Annotated in this window: 19 protein-coding genes, 1 tRNA gene and 1 pseudogene; 7 read left to right on the top strand and 14 right to left on the bottom strand. The window is 63.0% G+C overall.

What is annotated here, in order from left to right:
- Positions 1-267: 267 nt before the first annotated feature.
- From ACFO5X_RS23970 to ACFO5X_RS23995, 6 genes and pseudogenes are all read left to right on the top strand, one after another.
- Positions 268-1,026 carry an SDR family oxidoreductase gene (locus tag ACFO5X_RS23970; RefSeq protein ID WP_380722373.1) on the top strand — a complete coding sequence of 253 codons (759 nt, stop codon included), beginning with the start codon at positions 268-270 and terminating at the stop codon, positions 1,024-1,026.
- A gap of 560 nt (positions 1,027-1,586) precedes the next feature.
- Entirely contained in the window at positions 1,587-3,131 is a 1,545-nt protein-coding gene (locus ACFO5X_RS23975) for a B12-binding domain-containing radical SAM protein (protein ID WP_380722375.1), read from the top strand.
- Entirely contained in the window at positions 3,131-4,402 is a 1,272-nt protein-coding gene (locus tag ACFO5X_RS23980; protein ID WP_380722377.1) for a nitric oxide synthase oxygenase, read from the top strand. Before ACFO5X_RS23975 ends, ACFO5X_RS23980 begins: the two co-directional genes overlap by 1 nt.
- 238 nt (positions 4,403-4,640) lie before the next feature.
- Positions 4,641-5,639, top strand: a complete 999-nt coding sequence (locus ACFO5X_RS23985; RefSeq protein ID WP_380722379.1) for a glycosyltransferase family 4 protein — start codon at positions 4,641-4,643, stop codon at positions 5,637-5,639.
- Positions 5,640-5,884: 245 nt separating this feature from the next.
- A complete protein-coding gene (locus tag ACFO5X_RS23990; protein ID WP_380722381.1) occupies positions 5,885-6,028 on the top strand; it encodes a transposase in 144 nt (47 codons plus the stop codon).
- Between the two features lie 99 nt (positions 6,029-6,127).
- Positions 6,128-7,030 (top strand): annotated as a pseudogene (locus tag ACFO5X_RS23995) (IS3 family transposase); the annotation flags it as partial.
- Positions 7,031-7,137: 107 nt separating this feature from the next.
- On the opposite strand, the gene ACFO5X_RS24000 reads toward ACFO5X_RS23995, so the two are convergent.
- The 3 genes from ACFO5X_RS24000 to ACFO5X_RS24010 form a co-directional block, all read right to left on the bottom strand.
- The gene (locus ACFO5X_RS24000) at positions 7,138-7,656 is read right to left on the bottom strand and encodes a TetR/AcrR family transcriptional regulator (RefSeq protein ID WP_380722383.1); all 519 of its coding nucleotides are present in this window, start codon (positions 7,654-7,656) and stop codon (positions 7,138-7,140) included.
- A gap of 53 nt (positions 7,657-7,709) precedes the next feature.
- On the bottom strand, positions 7,710-8,246 hold the full coding sequence (locus ACFO5X_RS24005; protein ID WP_380722385.1) for a dihydrofolate reductase family protein: 537 nt from the start codon (positions 8,244-8,246) through the stop codon (positions 7,710-7,712).
- A 504-nt stretch (positions 8,247-8,750) separates the two neighbouring features.
- A tRNA-Ser gene (locus ACFO5X_RS24010) sits at positions 8,751-8,840 on the bottom strand.
- A 183-nt stretch (positions 8,841-9,023) separates the two neighbouring features.
- On the opposite strand from ACFO5X_RS24010, the gene soxB reads away from it, so the two are divergent.
- Positions 9,024-10,721, top strand: coding sequence for a thiosulfohydrolase SoxB (gene soxB / locus ACFO5X_RS24015; protein ID WP_380722387.1), 1,698 nt, complete (start codon positions 9,024-9,026; stop codon positions 10,719-10,721).
- Between the two features lie 44 nt (positions 10,722-10,765).
- Here soxB and ACFO5X_RS24020 read toward each other — a convergent pair whose 3' ends face one another.
- The 11 genes from ACFO5X_RS24020 to ACFO5X_RS24070 all read right to left on the bottom strand — a co-directional run bounded on the left by ACFO5X_RS24020 (position 10,766) and on the right by ACFO5X_RS24070 (position 20,572).
- Positions 10,766-12,052 (bottom strand): TRAP transporter large permease, encoded by a 1,287-nt coding sequence (locus ACFO5X_RS24020; RefSeq protein ID WP_380722389.1) that lies wholly within the window; start codon positions 12,050-12,052, stop codon positions 10,766-10,768.
- The gene (locus ACFO5X_RS24025) at positions 12,049-12,567 is read right to left on the bottom strand and encodes a TRAP transporter small permease (RefSeq protein ID WP_380722391.1); all 519 of its coding nucleotides are present in this window, start codon (positions 12,565-12,567) and stop codon (positions 12,049-12,051) included. The genes ACFO5X_RS24020 and ACFO5X_RS24025 overlap by 4 nt, the downstream gene beginning before the upstream one ends.
- Before the next feature lie 6 nt (positions 12,568-12,573).
- Entirely contained in the window at positions 12,574-13,560 is a 987-nt protein-coding gene (gene dctP / locus ACFO5X_RS24030) for a TRAP transporter substrate-binding protein DctP (protein WP_380722393.1), read from the bottom strand.
- Positions 13,561-13,586: 26 nt separating this feature from the next.
- Positions 13,587-14,537: a hydroxymethylglutaryl-CoA lyase gene (locus ACFO5X_RS24035; RefSeq protein WP_380722395.1), complete on the bottom strand. Its 951-nt coding sequence runs from the start codon at positions 14,535-14,537 to the stop codon at positions 13,587-13,589.
- A complete protein-coding gene (locus tag ACFO5X_RS24040) occupies positions 14,534-15,712 on the bottom strand; it encodes a CaiB/BaiF CoA transferase family protein (RefSeq protein ID WP_380722397.1) in 1,179 nt (392 codons plus the stop codon). The genes ACFO5X_RS24035 and ACFO5X_RS24040 overlap by 4 nt, the downstream gene beginning before the upstream one ends.
- 64 nt (positions 15,713-15,776) lie before the next feature.
- A complete protein-coding gene (locus tag ACFO5X_RS24045; protein ID WP_380722399.1) occupies positions 15,777-16,685 on the bottom strand; it encodes a TonB family protein in 909 nt (302 codons plus the stop codon).
- Complete coding sequence (locus tag ACFO5X_RS24050) at positions 16,682-17,068, bottom strand: ExbD/TolR family protein (protein WP_380722401.1); 387 nt, start codon at positions 17,066-17,068, stop codon at positions 16,682-16,684. Before ACFO5X_RS24050 ends, ACFO5X_RS24045 begins: the two co-directional genes overlap by 4 nt.
- Positions 17,065-17,439, bottom strand: coding sequence for an ExbD/TolR family protein (locus ACFO5X_RS24055; protein WP_380722403.1), 375 nt, complete (start codon positions 17,437-17,439; stop codon positions 17,065-17,067). Before ACFO5X_RS24055 ends, ACFO5X_RS24050 begins: the two co-directional genes overlap by 4 nt.
- Positions 17,429-18,094, bottom strand: a complete 666-nt coding sequence (locus ACFO5X_RS24060) for a MotA/TolQ/ExbB proton channel family protein (protein ID WP_380722405.1) — start codon at positions 18,092-18,094, stop codon at positions 17,429-17,431. The genes ACFO5X_RS24055 and ACFO5X_RS24060 overlap by 11 nt, the downstream gene beginning before the upstream one ends.
- Complete coding sequence (locus ACFO5X_RS24065; protein WP_380722407.1) at positions 18,091-18,516, bottom strand: hypothetical protein; 426 nt, start codon at positions 18,514-18,516, stop codon at positions 18,091-18,093. Before ACFO5X_RS24065 ends, ACFO5X_RS24060 begins: the two co-directional genes overlap by 4 nt.
- 10 nt (positions 18,517-18,526) lie before the next feature.
- Positions 18,527-20,572, bottom strand: a complete 2,046-nt coding sequence (locus ACFO5X_RS24070) for a TonB-dependent receptor plug domain-containing protein (RefSeq protein ID WP_380722409.1) — start codon at positions 20,570-20,572, stop codon at positions 18,527-18,529.
- Positions 20,573-20,761: the final 189 nt, after the last annotated feature.

A 20,761-nucleotide genomic window follows, 5' to 3' on the forward strand; every position in this document is an offset into this window, starting at 1 on the left:
GCACGACGTGCTCGATATGGTCGCGTGAAATGAAGCTAAAGGTCTCCGGTGAAACCGGGACGATTCAGTTTGCGCATACGTCGTGACCGGCGCGGATCGACCCACAGCCCAGCGCTAAGTTGTTTAAGGGGCCAGTGATAGCTTCCGTTCGCTAGGTGTGTGAGTCCGGGCAGTGACCGGCGGTCGGCTCTGCAGGATATCCCGGGTCGTTCCAGAAATGCTCTAGAACGCTCTGGAATACTACTCAGGCGGGTGTAACATCGGGCTATGACTGATCGGCCTACCGTACTCATCACGGGTGCCAGCAAGGGTATCGGCGCTGCAACTGCTTTGGCTTTTGCCAAGAGCGGCTATGATGTCTGTGTGAACTATCAAACCGATGCCGTCGGGGCGGCCGATACTGTGGCTCGATGCGAGGAGATGGGTGCCCGAGCTTTCTCCGTTGCTGCAAACGTCGCCGACCGTGCTTCGGTAGTCGAGATGTTCGACATCTGCGACCGCACCCTCGGATCGCTTTCGTGCCTGGTGAATAACGCCGGGATCATTGGAGGAAGTGCGACCGTAACAGAGGTTTCCGAAGAGGCCCTTTCCACTACATTTGCGACAAACCTCTTCGGGACGGTGTATTGCCTTCAAGAAGCGGCGCGACGGATGAGAACCGACTGGGGCGGCGCGGGTGGCGCGATTGTCAACATGTCCTCCATTGCCGCCACGCTCGGGTCACCTGGAGAGTATGTGCACTACGCGGCATCAAAGGGGGCCGTCGAAACTTTGACCATTGGTGCAGGCAAGGAACTGGGACCCTTGGGCATTCGCGTATGCGCAATTCGGGTCGGCACCACGAACACCGAGTTGCACTTGCGAGAAGGTAACCCCGATCGACCCGCCCTAGTTGCGGCCACGACCCCTTTGGGCCGGATTGCCGAGCCTGCGGACATAGCCGAGGCGGCAGTCTGGCTCGCGTCGCGGAAGGCCGTTTTCGTTTCAGGGACGGTGCTAACCGTTGCAGGGGGGCTAGTGCCGTAAAACTATATCTTGCCCGATAGTCGGGCTCGAAACGGCCATGCGGTGTTCCGGTAGAACGGATGGTCGCCCATGCGGATCACCATGACGCTTCCGGCCCTTAGGCGACCCTCGCCAGGTCGGACTTGGCTGCGGCGCAGCTTTCCCAAATTGGCCATCGGTGACGTCATGCAGCCTGTTCTGTCATGCCAAGGTCAGCTCTGCAGACGAAGCTGCCACTTGCGAGAAGAGCACGGAGAATGTGCCGGGTGGAACTTCGATGCTTGACGGAGTTCCGATCGCCCGGCAGCTTGGACAAATCAAATGGCTCGCTTCATCGTCCGTCTCCTGATTGGAGCGGACTCTACCTCAAAGCCGAGAAGGAAACGGATCTTGGGTGATTACCCGCAAGTTTGGCGCACAATGCCTGCGACTTAAACAAAAAACTTGATCTGTTCATTGATTTGACCACTTATAAATCTTGACGTGCTGGCTGGGGACTTTTGGGTAATGTTTCCGGCATTTCTGATGAAACTGCCCCGACGAATGTTGTCGCGTTCAATTGGCTTTTTTGAGGGCGTAGATTGAATCATATTGAGGGCATTTGGGGCACGACTGATCGGGCTGCACACTCCTTCGCCAACCGTATCGAACCTCTACTGGCGGGACGGAGGGTCGTTCTCGTCGATCTCAACAGGTTCACCAGTTTTCCCACACTCGCTGTTGGCATCCTGACCGCCGCCCTTCGTGCAAAAGGCTGTTCAGTGCAGGTGATCTGCCCACTTGCACTCGATGTTCCGTCTGCGGCACGCGAGCGCGAAGAAAGCTTTTGGGATGCCATGCATCGTCGCATTCGCCTCTCTGACTACAGCGCGGTGAAGTGGTTGAGGGATCGGGCGCGCGCGCCTCGCGAATGGTTGGCACAGCGGCCTCGGCAGGTCGTCCTCAATGCTGTCGAGCGGGCAATTGCGGATGGAGCCGATGTGGTACTGCTTTCCGCCTATCTAGAGCACTACCACACGGTGAAAGGGATCGGTCGGATCGCCCGGAGCCGTGGTGTGCCGGTCTTACTCGGCGGACCAATGTTCAACCTGTCGGGTGTCGTAGATGAATGGCGCGTGCTTCCGGGCGTTACCGCGGTTATCGGTGGCGAAGTGGAATTTCAGCTGGCAGGCATGGTGGATGCGATATGCCGCGGCGCTGGACTGGACGCCTTCCCTGGCGTCACGCTTCCTGACGGTACCAGTAGCGTGCCGGCCGAACCGCTCAGGCCCCTCGACGGCGCGCTGTTTCCCGATTTTGAGGACTTCCCTTGGGACCGCTATCCTAGCCGGATCGTACCGGTCCTCGCAGGACGGGGCTGCCAGTGGGATAAGTGCACGTTCTGCAGCGACGTGATTTCGGCAAGTGGCCGAAAGTTCCGGACGAGAAGCGTCGAGAGTGTCGTTCTCGAACTCCAGGTTCAGTCTGAGCGCTATGCTGCGCGTGATTTCATGTTCCTCGATCTTAAGCTGAATTCGAATCCTGCGATGTTTCGCGCCATCGCGCGCGATCTGCGAAAATATGTACGCGGCGCGCAGTGGATTGGGACCGTTCATGTTGATCAGCGCCGTGACAACGGTCTTTCAAGGCGCGATCTCTTCGCGGCCTCCGCGGGCGGCATGCGGCGGATCAGTTTCGGGTTGGAGAGCGGCAGCCAGAGACTTCTCGATTCAATGAGGAAGGGCTGTAATGTCAAAACGAACGAGACTTTCCTCAGGGACGCGCATGCCGCTGGAATTTCAGTCCGTTGTACGATGATGAAGGGGTACCCGGGAGAGACCAGTGAGGACATGATCGCCACTGCAGACTTCCTCGAACAGAATGAACCTTTCATTGATCGGATTCGGTTTAACGATTTTTCCGTTCCCTTGGAGACACCAATTTACCATACACTTCAGTCGAATTCGGCTAATCCGGAAGAGCTGCGGCTTTCCGGGTTAGACGCAAGGATGGCCCGGGCGCTCTATCAGAGGCGCCGGGTGACCCCGGAGTATCGGCGGGCTAAAGCGCGCGCTCTCGCGGTCGTGCACGAAATCAATCGAAAACCCCTCCCGGCAACAGCGCGCCAGTTCGACGGCTTGATGTGATGCAGCGTCGTTGGCAACGGCAATTAATGGGACGCGACCAGATTCGCGGTGTCGGAGCACTGGGAAACCGTCTGCGTCGGTTGACTTGCTTTGATCGGCTGGACGAGGCGCATGCGTTTCTTGAGCTTTTCGCCCAAGCCTCCAATCAAAGCAGGGCCGCGTTTAGAAGACGATGGGCCCAGGCATCAGGACACATCCTTCGTTTCGGTTGGTATGAGCACACAGGTGAAGAACTCGCGTTCGGGGCCAAGCTCGCATGGCGTAACCATGCTCGATGTCTTGGACGGCTTTACTGGGACAATCTGATCGTACGCGATCGGAGAAACGTTTCGACTCCAGAGGGCATATTCGCAGACCTCTGCGATCATTTGGCGCTCGCGCAGGGAGATGGACGTGTTCGCTCGGTGATCTCGATATATCCTTCGGCCCGAGACAACGAGCCCTCGTCGTACGTCGAAAGCCCGCAAGTCATCCAGTATGCGGGCTATTTGGGATCAGACGGTCAGGTGACCGGCGACCGACGTTCGGTGGAATTCACAAGAGTCGTTAAGGCCCTGGGATGGCACGGACCGCACGATCCGGGTCCTTTTGACATTCTACCTGTCTTGATGCGCGACGGGGCGGGGCACAGGCGACTTTTCAACCTCCCGGACGGCCTCGTGCGGGAAGTGGCAATCCGCCACCCCGAATTTCCTGATCTCAATGATCTCGGACTTCGTTGGTACGCGATTCCGCTCATAAGCGACATGATCCTCTCGATCGGTGGAATTGAGTATCCCTGCGCTCCATTCAACGGTTTCTACATGTGCACCGAGATTGCCTCGCGCAACTTGGCGGATCGGACGCGATACAATCTCCTCCCAGATGTCGCTCGTTGCTTCGGGCAGAGCTCGTATGTCAGCGACGTTTTCTGGCGTGACAAGGCCCTTACGGAACTCAACCGCGCAATGCTTGAGTCCTTCGAGGCTGCTGGCGTCACTATGCTGGACCACCACACCGCTACCGATCAGTTCATGCAGTTCCTGTCGCGCGAGGGCTCGGCAGGCAGACCTGTCTCGGCAGACTGGGCGTGGATCGTTCCACCACAGGCTTCCGCATCTTGTGAGGTCTTCCACCTCGAAACTACCGACCTCAGGACAGTCCCGAACTTCTACAGAAACCGAAGCACGGACGGCAGCGATCTGCGACCGTTTAGAGGTCATCAACCGAGATCCTCGCTTCGACGCTTCTTCGAGCGCGCAAGGCGGCAAATGAGCCATGCGGGACGATAATGCCAACTTAGAGTCGGCCGGCCCCATTGCCTTTGTGACGGGTTGCTATCCCGGGCTCTCCCTAACTTTCATCGACCGCGAAGTCCGGGCACTTAGAAGGGCCGGATGTGACGTCGTCACTGTGACAATCAGGCCGCCCGATCGCCAATCACTGAGAGGAGGATTCCAGAGGGAAGAAGCCGATCGTGTTTACAGCGTCCTGGGATGTGCAAGAAACCCCCTCACAGTCCTTCGTGCGTTGGGCACCGCGGTCGCCAACCCTGCGCGGCTGCTTGCGACGCTGTCGCTCGCGCTGAGAGCGCGCCCGGCCGGACCGATCGTCGTCTATCTTCGATATGCGGCCTATTTCTTGGAAGCGATGATCTTAGCGGAATTCCTGCACCGGAGAGGTATCGTGCACGCACACAACCATCTCGGAGATTCAAGTGGAACGGTGACGATGCTTGCCGCGAAGCTTGTCGGGATTCCCTTTAGCATGACCCTCCACGGCCCCGAAGTGTTCGACGCCGCAGATATTTGGAGGCTAGATGTCAAGATCGCTCATGCCCGTTCGACTGTCTGCATAAGTAGGGACGGCCGCGAGAAAGCCCTTCGCCATTGTTTGACGGAACATAGCTGGAAAGTGGTAACGATTCCCTGCGGGATCACCTTCGCGGAATACGCAACGGATAATGTGCGCACCGGGCGGAAGCTCCTGTTTGTGGGTCGCCTCGTCCCTAGAAAGGGTGTACATGTCCTAGTTGAGGCGCTTGCCATGGCTCGTAATTGCGGAATCGCAGCGGAGCTCGACATTGTCGGAGAAGGGCCGGAATATCCCTTGCTTCAATCGCTTGTCGCGGATCGGGGACTTGGGGACTTCGTCGTGTTCCGGGGCTCGCTGGGCGAAGACGGCGTCGCTAATGCAATGAGCAAGGCGGATGTGCTGGTGGTGCCCAGCCTCTCTGAAGGACTTCCGGTAGTAATTATGGAAGCTATGGCAAGTGGGTTGCCGGTCATTGCATCAGACATCGACGGCATTCCCGAGCTTGTACGCGATGCTGAAACCGGGTTTCTCGTGCCTCCGGGCGACTCGCAGAAGCTGGCCCAAGCGTTGGTCCGCCTCCTTGCCAATCCGGATTTGGCTCGAAGCATGGGGGCAAGGGGACGCATGAATGTGAAGGAACGTTACGACGCTGAGCGCAGTGCTCACGCCCTGCGTCGAATATTCGCACAGGGCGCGACGTCAGTTCTATTTTAGAAGTCTGAATTCAGAAGTATCACAGGAATTGACACCTAGGCAATCAAACCGTTTTGAAGGAAACCCATCGTGAGCGATATCCGCTTTTACACGATTTCCAAAGCTCTTCATCTATACGTGCTATGAAAACAAGCCGAAAGAGTGAGCCGCCATCTAGTTTGAGTGTTTTAATGAATCTCAGAAAACGGGATTGGACTTGCCCGGAAAAAGTGGAGAGCACCAACTGAGGGACCAGGAGGTGTTCTATGGGAAACGGAAACAGACCGACGCCGGAGTTTCGGCGGGAAGCGGTTAGGCTTGCACTGACAAGCGGCCGGACACGGCGCGAGATCGCAGAAGATCTGGGCATCGGGCTCTCGACGTTGACGCTGGCTCAGTGGCGAGTATGACGCTTGTAAGCCTGTCTAGGCATCGGTCGACCTGCACGCTGAGCTGAAGCGGTTGCGGCGCGAGAACGCGGTTCTGAAGCAGGAGCGCGATATCTTAGAAACGGCCGCAGCCTTCTTCGTGAAAGACGCAAGTCGATGAGCTTTGCCTTCATCGAAGCGGAGAAGGCCTGCTTCCTGATCCAGCGGATGTGCCATGTTCTCGGTACCAGCCAGAGCGGGTTCTTCGCTTGGCGGGGCCGCCCCGCCTGTCATCGCCAGCGGCAGGACATGATCCATCTCGCGCACATTCGAACGGCCTTTGCACTGTCGAACGGGACCTACGGCAGTCCTCGCATGCACCGCGATCTCGTCGATGAGGGGCACCAGATCGAGCGGCACCGAACAGCGCGCCTGATGAAAGAGAAAAGGTTGGTCGCCCGACAGAAGCGCCGGTTCAAGCGCACGACCGACAGTGAACATGCTTGGCCTATCGCCCCCAACCATGTTGTCCAGGACTTCTCGGCGGAAGCCCCTGACAGGAAGTGGGGCGCTGACATCTCCTACGTCTGGACTGCTGAGGGTTGGCTCTACCTGGCCGTGATCATCGATCTCTTCTCCCGACGGGTCGTGGGCTGGGCCGTGAGCGACCGGCTGAAGCGCAACCTCGCCCTCGAAGCTCTGCGGCGCGCCTTTGCAACTCGCAATCCAAAGCCCGGCTTGGTCCATCACAGCGACCGCGGAAGCCAATACTGCTCTGTCGACTATCAGGCGGAGCTCCAAAAGCGCGGCATCCTGATCTCCATGAGTGGCAAGGGGAACTGTTATGACAACGCCATGGTCGAGACCTTCTTCAAGTCCATTAAGTCAGAACTGTTGTGGTCGGTTGCTTGGCAAACCCGCAAGCAGGCGGAAAATGCCATCGCCAGATACATCGACGGGTTCGACAATCCCAACAGGCGACATTCATCGCTCGGCTTCGTGAGCCCGAACGCATTCGAGCGAAAGGCCAGCGAAGTGAGTTAATCGCTCTCCACAAAAACCGGGCAAGTCTAGTGCTTGGTTGTTTCACAGAATGGTGCATCCAGGCCTTATAAATCTGGTGACGTGTCAGATGCGGCAGCCGCGAGCGCTTACCGGTCAGATGCCCTTTTCAGTCCCGTCAACAGCTCTGTCAGTGCCATGGTATATCCCTGATCTTCTTGTGGGGCACAGTCCAAGCCCGTAGCGCTCATCGCAGTCGCCAAGGCAGAGCCGTGAGTGAAGTCCACGAGTATATCGCGCCACCGCCACGTCCGGTCATCCGGCAGGCCGACTTCGGACAGAAGGGCAGAGATCTCGTCGGTGATCCGTTCTGCCTGCTTCGGGAAAACGGTCGGCCGGCTGAAGATCAGCATGGTCAGGCCCGGGTAGCGAAGCACCTGGGCATAGTATGCCATCAGTATCTCACCAATTCGATCTATTGGAGTGCCGTGCTCCAGCGCCGTTACCTGCGCATACACCGCTTCCGACATCGCGCCGATCAAGCCATCTCGTCCGCCGAAGTGATGATGGATTGTCATTGGGTTGATGCCGAGACGCTCCGCCAGCGCTCTCATCGTTAGGGCGTCTGCCCCCTCGGAATCCAAAAGATCGAGGGCAGCAACGACCATGTCGTCGCGCGAGGCAGGAGCTTCCGCCCGGGGCGGCCTCCCCCGAGGCCGCTTCATGCTTCGACCCGGTAGCGGGACTGGACAAGTCCGGAGGGAAAGCTCTTCGTTCCCTCGAGGCGAAGCGAAATGTCCGCGCCGGTCTTGCCGAACAACCGGCGTCCTTCACCAAGGAGCACCGGAACGCTCGTGATCACCATATCGGCGATTAAGCCGGCCCGAAGGCATGACTGAATGAGAAGGGCGCCATCGACGTATACCTTCCGATGTCCTTCAATCTCCAGCACTCGCATCCCCTCTTCGGGAGCCTTGTTCGCGACCCGGACCTTTTTGGTCAGGTCGTCCGGCACATCGGACTGTGTCAACGTCGAGGATAAGACGACCACAGGACGAGTGTAGGGCCAAGGCCTTACGGCTCGCATTTTCTCGAAGGTTCCGCGGCCCATCAGAACGATGTCGATGTCCGCAATGAAGGCATCATAGCCATGGTCTTCGTCGGGGTTGTCGCGCTCCAGAAGCCAGGCGATATCGCCGTCGCTTCGAGCGATGAAGCCGTCCAGACTGGTAGCGATGAAGACATGTCCCGTTATCATTTCACACCATATATTTATACCTTGTATAATAAATGGTACACCGACTACCTTGTGTCAAGGACTACACCAGTTTTCAGCTCGGCCAAGCCCGAGACTTCGCCGCCACTGCCACGACCTACCGAAAATGAAACGGTTGCAAAGCCCGCACAGTTGACCAGCAAGGTTTGCGGACACCCCCAAATTAGAGGCTTCGCGCGTGGCAGAAACTGCTAAACTGCGAACGACATACAGTTCAGAGAATGTTCGATTTATGTTCCATCTCTCCGGACGCGACTTCGGTCGAAGTGTTTTGGTCGGCCTGCGGGAAAACTTACTATTAACAGTGAGTTGCAAGCTATTCACCAAATCGGCTCAGTCATGAGGTCCGGAGAGTATCGGCCCTGATAGACCGCCTTCGGGCCTCCTGGCGCCAAGGCCCGTGCTCAGGCCCTCCTGCATAACCCTCGAAAACAACGGAAAAATCCGGCCGCAGCCGGATCGGGAGAACGCTTTAGCAAGGGCAAGTGGCGGAGACGAAGGGATTCGAACCCTCGAGACGGTTTCCCGTCTGCACCCTTAGCAGGGGTGTGCCTTCGACCACTCGGCCACGTCTCCATCTGTGCGTCTAATTCGGGTGCGGTTTGAAGACAAGGCGAAATTTGTCTGGGCGTGCTGCCTTTGTCGTGCGGGCGCGCCGGGGGCGGCGCATGAGAGGAAATTGACGGGGGGCGGCGGTGCGCGTAGAAGTCATAATGACATTCGCATATTTCTATATCTTGGCCGCAGGGAGGACATGCCGTGCCGATCACGAGACGAGACTTTATCCAGTACGGGGTGAACGCGGCATTCGCGCTCGGCGCGGCGGGCTATGCGTCGAACCCCCTGCGGGCACTGGCGCAGCAGAAGCTGACGATGGAGGATCTGCTGCAGTTCGATGCCAGGGGGCAGGTGACGCTGCTGCATTTCACTGATGTGCACGCGCAGCTGGCGCCGGTCTATTTCCGTCCGCCCGACACCAATATCGGTGTGGGCGACTATGCGGGCATCCCGCCGCATCTGGTGGGCGAAGCGTTCCTGAAGCACTTCGGGATCGAGCGGGGCAGTCCGCTCGCCTATGCGCATACCTATCTCGATTACGTCGATCTGGCGCGCACCTATGGCCGGTTGGGCGGGCTGGACCGCACCGCGACGCTGGTCAAGGCGATCCGGGCGGAGCGGGGCGAGGACAAGGTTCTGTTCCTCGATGGCGGCGACACCTGGCAGGGCTCCTATACCTCGCTCAAGACCAACGGACAGGACATGGTCGACTGCATGGCGCTGCTGAAGCCCGATGCGATGACGGCGCATTGGGAGTTCACCTTCGGCACCGAGCGGCTGAAGGAGATCATCGAGGGCATGGGATATCCGATGCTGGCCCAGAACGTCTTCGACGTGGAATGGGACGAGCCGGCCTTCGAGGCGATGAAGATGTTCGAGAAGGGTGGGGTCAAGGTGGCCGTGATCGGGCAGGCCATGCCCTATACGCCGATTGCGAACCCCAAGTGGATGTTCCCCGAATACAGCTTTGGCATCCGGGCCGAGACGTTGCAGGAGAACGTCGATACCGCCCGCGCTGAAGGGGCCGAGGTGGTGGTGCTGCTGTCGCACAACGGTTTTGATGTCGACCGAAAGCTGGCCACGGTGGTGAGCGGGCTGGACGTGATCCTGACCGGGCATACCCATGATGCGGTGCCCGAGGCGGTCGAGGTCGCGGGGACGCTGATCCTGTCCTCGGGCAGCCACGGAAAGTATCTGGGCCGGGTCGATCTGGAGGTGAAGGACGGCAAGGTGGTGGGGCACAGCTCGCGCCTGATCCCGGTCTTTTCGGACGTGATCGCGGCGGATGCCGAGATGGCGGCGAAGATCGCCGAGTTCCGCGACCCCCACGCTGGTGAGCTGAACCGGGTGCTGGCGAAGAATGACTCGCTGCTCTACCGGCGCGGCAATTTCAACGGGACCTGGGACGATCTGATCTGCCAGGGCATCCGCGAGCGGCGCGACGTGCAGATCGCGCTGTCGCCGGGGTTCCGCTGGGGGACCACGCTGCTGCCGGGGCAGGATATCACGGTGGACGATCTCTATACCGAGACCTCGATGAGCTATCCGGCGGTCTATCGCAACGAGATGACGGGGGCGCAGCTGAAGGTGATCCTGGAGGACGTCTGCGACAACCTGTTCAACAAGGACCCGTTCTATCAGCAGGGCGGTGACATGGTGCGGGTGGGCGGCATGACCTACACCTGCCACGTCAACAACGAGATGGGCGGGCGTATCGCGGATATGGCGCTGGAGGACGGCACCGCGATAGAGGCCGACAAGACCTATACCGTCGGCGGCTGGGCCTCGGTCAACGAAGGGACCGAGGGGCCGGCGATCTATGACCTGATGGAGGAGTTCCTTGTTGCGAAGGGCACGGTGAACGTGCCGGACACCCGCACGGTGAAGGTCGTGCTTTAAGGCCAGGGGCGGCCCTGTCCCGGTCGGGGGGAGGGCCGCGCCTTTTAACGTCCGTACCCCGCAGCCCTGGGCAGCCAGGTGGCGAGGTCGGGGAAGAGGATCAGCAGGCCCATGCCGGCGATCATCAGCAGGACGAAGGGGCTGGCCCCGCGCACAATGGTCGAGAGCGTGGCGTTGGTGATGCCCTTGATCACGAAGAGGTTCATGCCCACGGGGGGCGTGATCATCGCCAGTTCCAGATTGATCATCAGCAGGATGCCATACCAGATCGGGTCGATCTGAAGGCCGATCAGCGTGGGCAGAAGGATCGGCGTGGTGATCAGGATGATGGCAATGGATTCGAGAAACATGCCCAGCACGAAGATCAGCGCCATCACCACGAGGATGAAGCCGAGCGGGCCAAGGCCGAGGCCCGCGACGGTTTCGGTGACGCCTACGGGCAGGCGGATCAGCGTGATGGCATGGCCGAACATCGCGGCGCCGGCGATGATCAGGAAGATCATCATCGAGGTGCGCATGGCGCTGACGGCGCAGTGCCAGAGGTCGGCGAGGCCGAAGCCGCGCCCGGCGAGGAAAGCCACGATCAGCGCGTAGAGCGAGCCGGCGGCGGCGGCCTCGGTCGCGGTGAAGACGCCGAAGTAAATTCCGCCCATGACCAGGGGCGGTGCCAGCAGCGCCCAGATCGAGCGGCGGAAGGCGCGGGCGACCTGCGCCCAGCCGGCCCAGTCGGGCGCGGCGATGCCGGTCCGGGTGCGCGCCTGGATCATGCAGAAAATCGCGAAGATCACCGCCAGCATCAGGCCCGGAACGACGCCGGCGAGGAAGAGGCCGCCGATCGAGGCCTCGGAGACGATGGCGTAGAGGATCATCGGCCCCGAGGGCGGGATCAGGATGCCGAGCGTGCCGCCGGCGGCGACGACACCAAGCGCGTCGCGTTCGGGGTAGCCGAAGCGCTTCATCTGGGGGATGGCGCTCGACCCGATGGAGAGGGCGGTGGCGACGGACGATCCCGAGATGGCGGCGAAGATGGTGCAGGCCATGACCGTGGCGACGCCGAGGCCGCCCTTCACGTGGCCGATGAGCGCATGGGCGAAGTCGTAGAGCTCGTCAATCACCTTGGCGCGGATCATGACCTGGGCCATGAAGACGAAGAGCGGGATGGTGGCGAGCGCGGGCTTGTCGAGATGGGCGTAGACGGCATCGCCAAGGCCGTCGATGTCGCCCTCGGCGATCATCATAATCGTGGCGGCGGCAAGGCCGAGGGCGGCGAAGATCGGGATGCCGGTCAGCAGCAGCAGGATCAGCCCGGCGAAGACGAGGAACAGGGTCATCCGCGGATCACCTGCAACAGGCGGACCAGCGCCATCAGGGCCAGCAGGACACAGCCGATCAGGACGGGGATCTGCGGGATCCATGTCTGGATTTCGATGTAGCCGACCGAATAGGAGCCGAAGCTGATGGCAAAGGCGATGGAGTCCCAGATTGAGACCCCCACCACCGCCGCGAAGGCGATGACGCTGAGCGCGGAGAGCGCCTGAAGTCCCGGTTTCGCCCGTGGTCCGACGCGCGAGGGCAGGAGGTCGATGGCGATGTGATCGCCGCGCCGCAGCGCCTCGGCCGCGCCCAGCATAACGGCGGCGACCAGCAGATAGCCGATCATCTCGTCATTCCATTGCAGCGGCCGGTCGAGCAGGTAGCGGCGCACAACGGCGACGGTGATCTGGGCGAGGATGACGAGGATCAGCAGCGCGCTGAGTGCGCCGCAGAGGCGCACGAGCGCGGTCACGATCCGGTCGGGGAAGAGCGGGGCATCGGCTGCCCCGCTCTCTGGTTCCTGTCCGTGCATCCGGGGCTACATCTTGCCCAGCAGGTCGAGCAGTTTCTGGCTGTCGGCGTCGCCTTCGCCGAAGGCCTTGTCGAAGGCGGGACGCATGACAGCTTCGAGCGCGGCGTTTTCCTCGGGGGTGGCGATATGCACCTTCACGCCCTTCTCGCGAAGCTGGTCCGGCCCGGCGTTGCCGGCTTCGGTCGAGGCTTCGATGGCCCATTCCGAGGCTTCCAGCCCGGCCTGTTTCAGCGCTTCCTTGGATTTGTCCGAGAGGCCGTCATAGAAGGCCGGATTTAGGTAGCCATGCAGATAGGCCGAGAGGACCGGGACGACGGTAAAGGCATCCTGCACCTCGTAGTATTTGCGCGAGACGGCGGCGGCCACGTCGGTGATCGCGCCATCGACCACGCCGGTGGCGAGCGCCTGATAGACCTCGGAGCCGGGCATCGCCGTCGGGGTCGCGCCAAGGGCGGCGAGGGCGGCATCGAAGGGCGGGGTCAGACCGCGGATCTTGAGGCCCTTGAAGTCTTCCGGTTTGACCAGCGGTTCGCCCTTGGTGGTGAAGACCGAGGTATTGGTCTGGAACATCCAGACGACGTTCTTCACGCCTTTTTCCAGCAGTTTTTCTTCCAGGAAGGCGGCCGCCTCGGAGGTAGGCCATTTCTTCCAGATCTCGATGTCGCCGAAGGCGAAGGGCGCCACGGTGACGTTCATGATCGGCAGCGTCTTGCCCCATTGGAAGTTCAGCGAGAAGGCGCATTCGATGTCGCCCTTGGCGGTCGAGACGATGTTATCGCGCGCTCCAACGAGGCTGTCGGCTCCGAAGACCTGCACGTCGAGTTCGCCTTCGGACAACTTTTCGACCTCGGCGGCCCAGCGGTCGACGACCTTGGCGATGTGGTGCGCCGGTGGCAGCTGATGGCTGCAGCGCATGACGGTCTGGGCAAAGGCGGTGCCAGCGCCGGCGGACAGGATGGCGGCCGCGAGCGCGGCCCGGGTGATGGTCTTCATGTCTGGTCTCCTCCCAAAGACAGGTTTCAGCGGGCGTCGGCCCGCCAGGTCAGGTTCGGTGGTGCGCCGGCGCGGTGCAGCGCGCCGTGGAACGGTTCGCCCGGCATCGCCGCTTCGGCGATGGCGCGGGCCGCTTTCAGGCCGTCGAGGTCGATGCCGGTGGCAAATCCCATGGTTTCGGCCAGAAAGACGATGTCTTCGAACACCACGTTGCCCGTGGCGCCGGGCGCGAAGGGGCAGCCGCCCAGGCCGCCGAGCGAGGCATCGATCACCCGCGCGCCATTGTCGAGCGCGGCGGCGGCATTGGCGATCCCCATGCCGCGGGTGTCGTGCAGGTGGATGATGAAGGGGCGCGGACCGCAGAGCTTTTCCATGCGGGCGCAGAGGTCGCCGACGGCGCGGGGGCCGGCAAAGCCCACGGTGTCGGCGATGCCGACGATATCGGCCCCGGCGGCGAGACAGGCCTCGGCGAGGCGCAGCACCTCGTCAGGGGAGACCGTGCCGGCGAGCGAGCAGCCGAAGGCCATGGCGAGACCGGCGTTGACCAGCTTGCCGGGCGCCTGCGCATCCCGCAGCGCGACGATGCGGGAGACCAGCGCCACCGCTTCGTCGCGCGAGCGGCGGGCATTGGCCTGGCTGTGCGCCTCGGTCGAGGAAACGACGCAGACCAGTTCGCGCACCGCCGTCTGCAGAGCCGCCTCGGCGCCGCGGTCGTTGAGGGTGAGCGCGGCGGAATGAAGGTTCAGCGCCTCGCAGCCGGCGATCATCTCGGGCAGGTGGGCGAACTGGGGGAAGCGGGCGGCGGGCAGGAAGGAGCCGATCTCGAAGTGGCGGACGCCGGCGCGGGCCTCGGCGGCGAGCCAGTCGCGTTTGGCCTTTGTGGAGGGCAGGGCCTTGGCGAGTTGCAGCCCGTCGCGCAGGCCGACCTCGCGCAGGGTCACGCGGTCGGAGGGGTAGATGGTGTCGCACGCGGTCACGCGCGGGCTCCGCTGGCCCGGGCGATCTCGTCGTCCGACATGCCGAGGGCCGAAAACACCGACCGGGTGTCGGCGCCGATGGCGGCGATGTCCGTCGCGTCCTGCGGGAGACCAAGGTTGTCGACCTCGAAGGGCAGGCCCGGGGCGCGGTAGGTCTGGCCGCCGGGCATCTGCGAGGTCATCAGCCCGCCGGGCCGCAGGACGTGGGGGTCCTGATACATCTCGGCCGGGCGATGGATCGGCGAGAAGGGGATGCCCGAGGCCTCGAATTTCTCGATCAGCTCGGCAAAGCTGCGGGCGCGCACTGCCTCGGCGACGATGGGGATGGTCCAGCCGCGCGCCTCGATCTGCTCCATGCGTTTTTGCAGGCGGGGGTCGTCTCGCAGGCTGTCGAGGCTGAGCAGGTTGCAAAGGGTGATCCATTGGCCCTCGGTCACAGCGCCGATGAAGATCTGGCGGCCTTCGGAGGTTTCGAAGATATCGTAGACCGGCCAGGAAAATTCACGTTCGGGCATCGGTGGCGCCTCGCGACCTTCGAGTTCGAACTGGACCATGTGCTGGGAGACCAGGAACAGGCAGTTCTCGAAGAGGCCGGTGCGCAGGGCGTGGCCCTTGCCGTCCTTGCCGCGTTGCAGGAGTGCCGCGAGCACCGCGAAGGCGCCGAAGAGGCCGCCCATGATGTCGTTGGCCGAGGAGCCGATGCGCAGGGGGCGGCCGGTCGGGCCGGTCATATAGGCCATGCCGGTCATCATCTGGACGACCTCGTCCATCGCGGTGCGGTCCTCGTAGGGGCCCTTGAGGAAGCCCTTGAGCGAAGAGACGATGAGGTCGGGATAACGGGCGCGCAGCTCTTCGGGAGCGAGGCCCATCTTCGCAAGGCTCTGGTCGCGGAAGTTCTCGATGAAGACATCCGCCGTGCCAAGCAGGCGGTGCAGCGCGTCGCGCCCGGCGTCGCTGCCGAGATCGAGCGTCACGCTTTTCTTGCCGCGGTTGAAGGTCGGGTAGAAGCCGCTGCCCATGCCGGTCAGGTCGCGGGTCTTGTCGCCGCCGGGCGGTTCGACCTTGATGACCTCGGCGCCAAGGAAGCCGAGAAACATGCCGCTGGACGGGCCCATGATCATATGCGTCATCTCGACGACCCGCAGCCCTGCGAGGGGTCTGAAATCTGGTTCCATCCGGTCCTCCACCCGCTGCCACCTTAGACAGGCACGCGTCGGTGTAAAGGCGCAGAATGCCCGGTCAGCGGCCCTCGATCCGGATCGAGAACTGCCGCCGCGCGCCAGCGGGCGGGGCGGGGAAGGGCGCGGCCTTGCGCAGCACGGCGAGGGCTGCCGTGTCGAGCTCGGTCGACCCCGAGGAGCGTGCCACGCTGGCCGAGGCGAGCGCGCCGTTGGCGGCGATGGAGAAGGCGACCACGGTGGCGCCGCGCGTGGCGACGCGCGGGCGCGGCACGCGCGAGATGCGGCGCATGACCTGGCCGGGGTAGTTGTCGGCCGCCGCGTTGCCCGCTGCCGTGGTGGTGCCGGCCCGTTCAGACTGGGCGGCCTTGCTCTTGACCTCGGCCCGGCCGGTGTCGGTGCCGATGCGGGCGTTGCGGTCGGCATTGCCCGGCGCGGGCGCGGGCGCCGGTGGCTTGGGCCGCGCCTTGGGGCGAAGCGATTCCGCAAGCGGCGGGGCCTCGGGCAGCGCCTCGATCCGCTCGGGCGGGGGCGGCGTTTCGGCGAGACGGGCGGTTTGCACCGGGGGCGTCTCGGCCGGAGGCGTCTCGGAGGGCGTGAGGGTGGCCATGGGGACGACGGGCGTTTCGGTTGGCGCCGGAGCGGTGGTTTCGGGCGGCGGGGCGGCCCTGGTCGTTTCCGGCGCGACCTGCGGCGTCGGCTGGACGACGGGGGTTGCGGTCACGGGCGGGGCGGCTGCGGGGGTGACGGTCGGGGTGGTCTTGTGCGTTTCGGCGGTGGTGGGGACTTCGGGCGCCTGGGTGCCGGCGGCCATGTCGGCAAAGCTCGACCCCAGCGAGGCGACCGCCATTTCGGCCCCGCCTTCCATCTGGACCTCGGGCGCGCGCCAGATCAGGCCCATCGCGGCGAGATGGCTGCCCGCAGAGGCGACCAGCACCAGGGCGGCTAGGCTGCGGGAACGGGGGATCATTGCAGCGACCGGGTGGTTGCGATGACGATGCGGTCGGCCCCGGCGGCGCGCAGTTCGGCACCGATGCGCAGCAGGTCGTCGGCGGGCAGGGCGCGGTCGGGCATCAGGCGGACGACGGCGCGGTCGCGGCTGTCGGGCCGGTCGAGATAGGCCGAGGCCGAGGTCAGCACGGTACCGCGATAGCGTAGCTGGCCGTCCGCCGCGATCACCAGCGCATCGGGCGGCGCGCGGCCTTCGAGCGCGGCGGTCTCGACCAACTCGACATCGCGCTCCATCGAGGGGGCCAGGGTGCCGGCGACCATGAAGAACACCAGCATCAGGAAGACGATGTTGATCAGCGCGATGGTCGGTTCGCGGGTGCGGCGGGGGGCGGGGCGTTTCATGAGGGTGTAAGGATCGTGTATTTCAGACCGGGCCGGGTGCGCAGGGCGACCAGCACGTCGGCCAGCCGCTGCGAGGTGACTTCGGGCGCGAGGCTGAGGACGAGTTTTTTCTCTTCATCGGAGTCGAGCCGGGCGGGCAGGTCGGTCAGGTCCACCGGCTTGGCATTCAGGCGCAGGCTATCGGGGGCGACCTGGAGGAACAGGACCCCTCCGTCGCTGGCCGCGCCCGCGGCGCCGGAGGCGGCCAGATCGAGTTCCGAGAACTTGGAGAAGGTCGAGGTCAGCATGAAGAACAGCAGCAGGAGAAAGATGACGTCGATCAGAGACGTCATCGAGAGCGCGCGGCGGCGGTATTTGGCCCTAAGCGACATGGGCGGCCAGCCCGGTCTTGCGCGGCGCCTCCGGCGCGGTGCCGGCAGGCGTGAGGATGGTGGCAAAGCCCTGTTCGGCGATGACCCGTTCGGCGGCCATGCGGCTTTCGAGCCAGGAGAGCACGACCGAGGTGGGCATGGCCACGCCAAGGCCGACGGCGGTGGTCAGCAGCGCGACCCAGATGCCGCCGGCCAGCAGCGAGGGGTCGACCTGCGCACCGGCCGATTGCAGCGATTGGAAGGCTTCGATCATGCCGAGCACCGTGCCGAACAGCCCGAGCAGGGGGGCGAGCTGGACCACGGAATCGAGATAGCGGAAGCCGCGTTCGAGCTTTGCGAAGGCGGTTTCGGCCTCGGCCTCGAGCCGGGCGCGGATGCCCTCGGCGCGGGCATGGTCCATCGCCAGCGCGAAGAGAGGTTGCAGGTAGGTCGTGCCCTGGGCCACCTCGCGTTGGGCCTGGGCGCGGGCGCCGGCGTCCCAGTGCGTGACGGCGCGGCGCAGTGCGGCGTGGCGGCCGACACCGGCGGCGCGGAACTGCCAGAGCTTGTAGAGGATGACGGCGGCGGTCAGCACCGAGACGAGGATCAGCACGGCCACGACCGGCCCGCCGAGGTCGATGACCTGACGGACGGCGTTCAGGATTTCTTCGGTCATCGCAGCACCTCGGTTTCCGTGCGGCTGGTCACCTCGAGCGAGGCGGCGCAGATGTCGCTGGGCTGGCCGGCGACGGTGCAGGTGCTGGCGCCGTTGAACAGCACGCGGCTCAGCCTGTCGCAGGCGAGGCCGGCGACCTGGAACTGGCGCACCCGCGCGCGCCCGGGCGGCAGCGCGCCAAAGTCGAAAAGGGTCAGGCGATCGACGCTTCCGGTGTCATCGAACAGGACGGTTTCGAAGACGGCGCTGTCGATGGCCTCGGGGTTGGCATTGGTCACCACGAAGGTCAGCCGGCAGGCGTCGCCATCGGCGTCCTGCTTGTTGAGCTCGACGGAAAGGTGGGCGGCGGCCTCCTGGGCCTGCATCGCCTGGCTGGCGAGCGCGAGGCTGGCAAGGGCAAGCAGGGTAAGCGCTGGTCGCATCACTTGGTCCTCAGAACAGGCGTGACAGGGTCACTTTGAAATTGCGCCCCGGCGCGGGGCGGGTCGAAAGGTTCGGGGTATAGGCGCGGTCGAAGACGTTCTCGATCCCGGCGCGGATGGTGGTGCCTTCCAGCGGCCCGGTTTCGGGCGCCCAGGTCAGACGCAGGTTGTGCACACCGAAGCCTGGCACATGGGTTGTCGCGGTTTTCTGGACGGACTTGTTGGCGACGACTTCCCAGCTGACGTCCAGCGCCTCGCCGAACTTGCGACCCAAAGTCAGGCGGGCGCTGTCAGCCGGGGAGTTGCGCCAGCGGGAGGCGGCGCCGGCGCCGTTGAATTCCTCGCCGTCCACGAGGTTGGCGTTGAAGTCGACATAATAGCCTTCAAGCGTGGAGTAGGAGGCTTCGAGTTCGAGGCCCTTGTTCTCGACCTTCGCCAATCGTTCACTTGGGCCGCTGCTTGAAGCGGTGTAGGAGGTCACGTCGTAAAGGTCGCTCGTGTAGTAGTTGGCCTTGATCGCGAGGCGGTCGCCATCCCGCCACAGATCGATCCGGTCGAACGACGCTCCGATTTCATACGTGTGAGCCTTTTCCGCCATGTTCATCAAGTTTTTCGGAGAAGTTGGACCTCTGGTGTCAAGGTCGTCGATGATCGGCAGGGATTCTGTATACGCGGCGCTGCCAAAGATGGCAAAGCCGTTGGAAAAGGAGCGCCGTACCGAGAGTCCGCCCATCTGCGCATCGTTCTTGTAGGTCTGGTCATAAGGCGCTGTGGATCCGCGGACAGTCGATCTTTCGTACCGCCAAGCCGGGCTGACCGTCCAATAATCGCCAATCTGCATGTCATCCACGATGAAGAGTGCGATGCGGTCGTCGGTGCCGCCGGGGGCGGCGCTGGCATCCAGCCGCTTCTTGTGGATGAACTCGACCCCGGTGCGCAGGTCGTGGCGGATCTGGCCGGTGGTGAGATAGGCGGTGTTCTTGATGGCGAGTTTGGTGGTCTGGTAGTGGTGGTCGGCATTCACCAGCGGTTCCAGCTGCGCAAAGTCGGGCGTGCCGTCAAGGAACGAGGAACCGGGGACGTAGGTCTGGTCGATCTTCTGGTCGGCATAGGACAGCAAGACATCGAGGTTGATGCGGTCATTGCCGGCGGGGTTGAAGTTGTAGGCAAGCACGGCGGTGCGCGACAGCGTGTCCCGGTCGACGTTTCCGAAGGCGTCGGACGTGGTGGTGAAGCTGTCGAAGGGCACGTCGCGGTCGCTGGACTGGGACTGGTTCAGCGAGAGGGTCAGCGACTGGTCGCGATTGGCGCCGAAGGTGTATTTCGCCTTGATCAGGCCCGAGGGCAGGGTGAAGGCGCTGTTGCCGACACTGTTGCCGCTGCCGTCGGTCTGGGTGCTCTGGTCGCGCCAGGTGTAGTTCATCAGCATCTCGAAATTCTCGGTCGGCTGCCAGGCCAGGATCGAGGAACTGGTGATGCCATTGCCGTTGCTGGTGAATTCCACCGTCTGGCCGAAGACCATGCCGATCTCGCCATGGGTGAAGTCCGAGGCGTCCTTGGTTTCGAGCTTGACCACGCCGCCGATGATGCCCGAGCCGTATTCGAAGCTGCCCACCGTGCCGCGGATGACGCTGACCTGCTTGTAGAGGAATGGGTCGGTGTAGAGCTGGGTGCCGATGCGGTAGAGCTCTTCCGCGCCGACGCTGGCGCCGTCGATCTGGATGGCGACCTTCTGGTCGGTGCCGAAGGTGCTGTTGGCACCGAAGCCGCGGATGTTGATGCCCGAGCCGGCCGGAGTGGAGCCATTGACGAGGCTGACGCCGGGAACGGAGTCGATCAACTCGGCCACGGTGCCGGCCTGACGGTCGTCGATTTCTTCCTGGTTGACCTCGGTCACCGGGGTGGCGGTGCTGGTTTGCACCTCGCGCTTGCTGGTGCCGAGCACGAGGGTGCCGAGGAAGCCCTCGCCGCCGTCCTGCGCGGTGGCGGTTCCGGTGGCCAGGATCAGCGCCGTTGTAGAAAGGAAAAAAACGCGCAGATCCGCTTTGACAGTCATGAAGGTCCTCGCAGGCAGACAGGGGCCGTGTGCTCGCGAAGGCTGGCGGGGGCGCATGAAGATTTTTGCGGACGATGGTTTTCGACCGCTTGCGTCTTCTAAGAAAGATTACTAAAAGCGTCAAGAATAAAGGTTGAGGTTTTAACTCAAGCTTTGCCAGCTGGTGCCCCCTCGGCGCTTGCCAGCCCC

The sequence above is a fragment of the Seohaeicola nanhaiensis genome (genome assembly GCF_042654245.1).
Taxonomy (GTDB): Bacteria; Pseudomonadota; Alphaproteobacteria; order Rhodobacterales; family Rhodobacteraceae; genus Seohaeicola_A; species Seohaeicola_A nanhaiensis.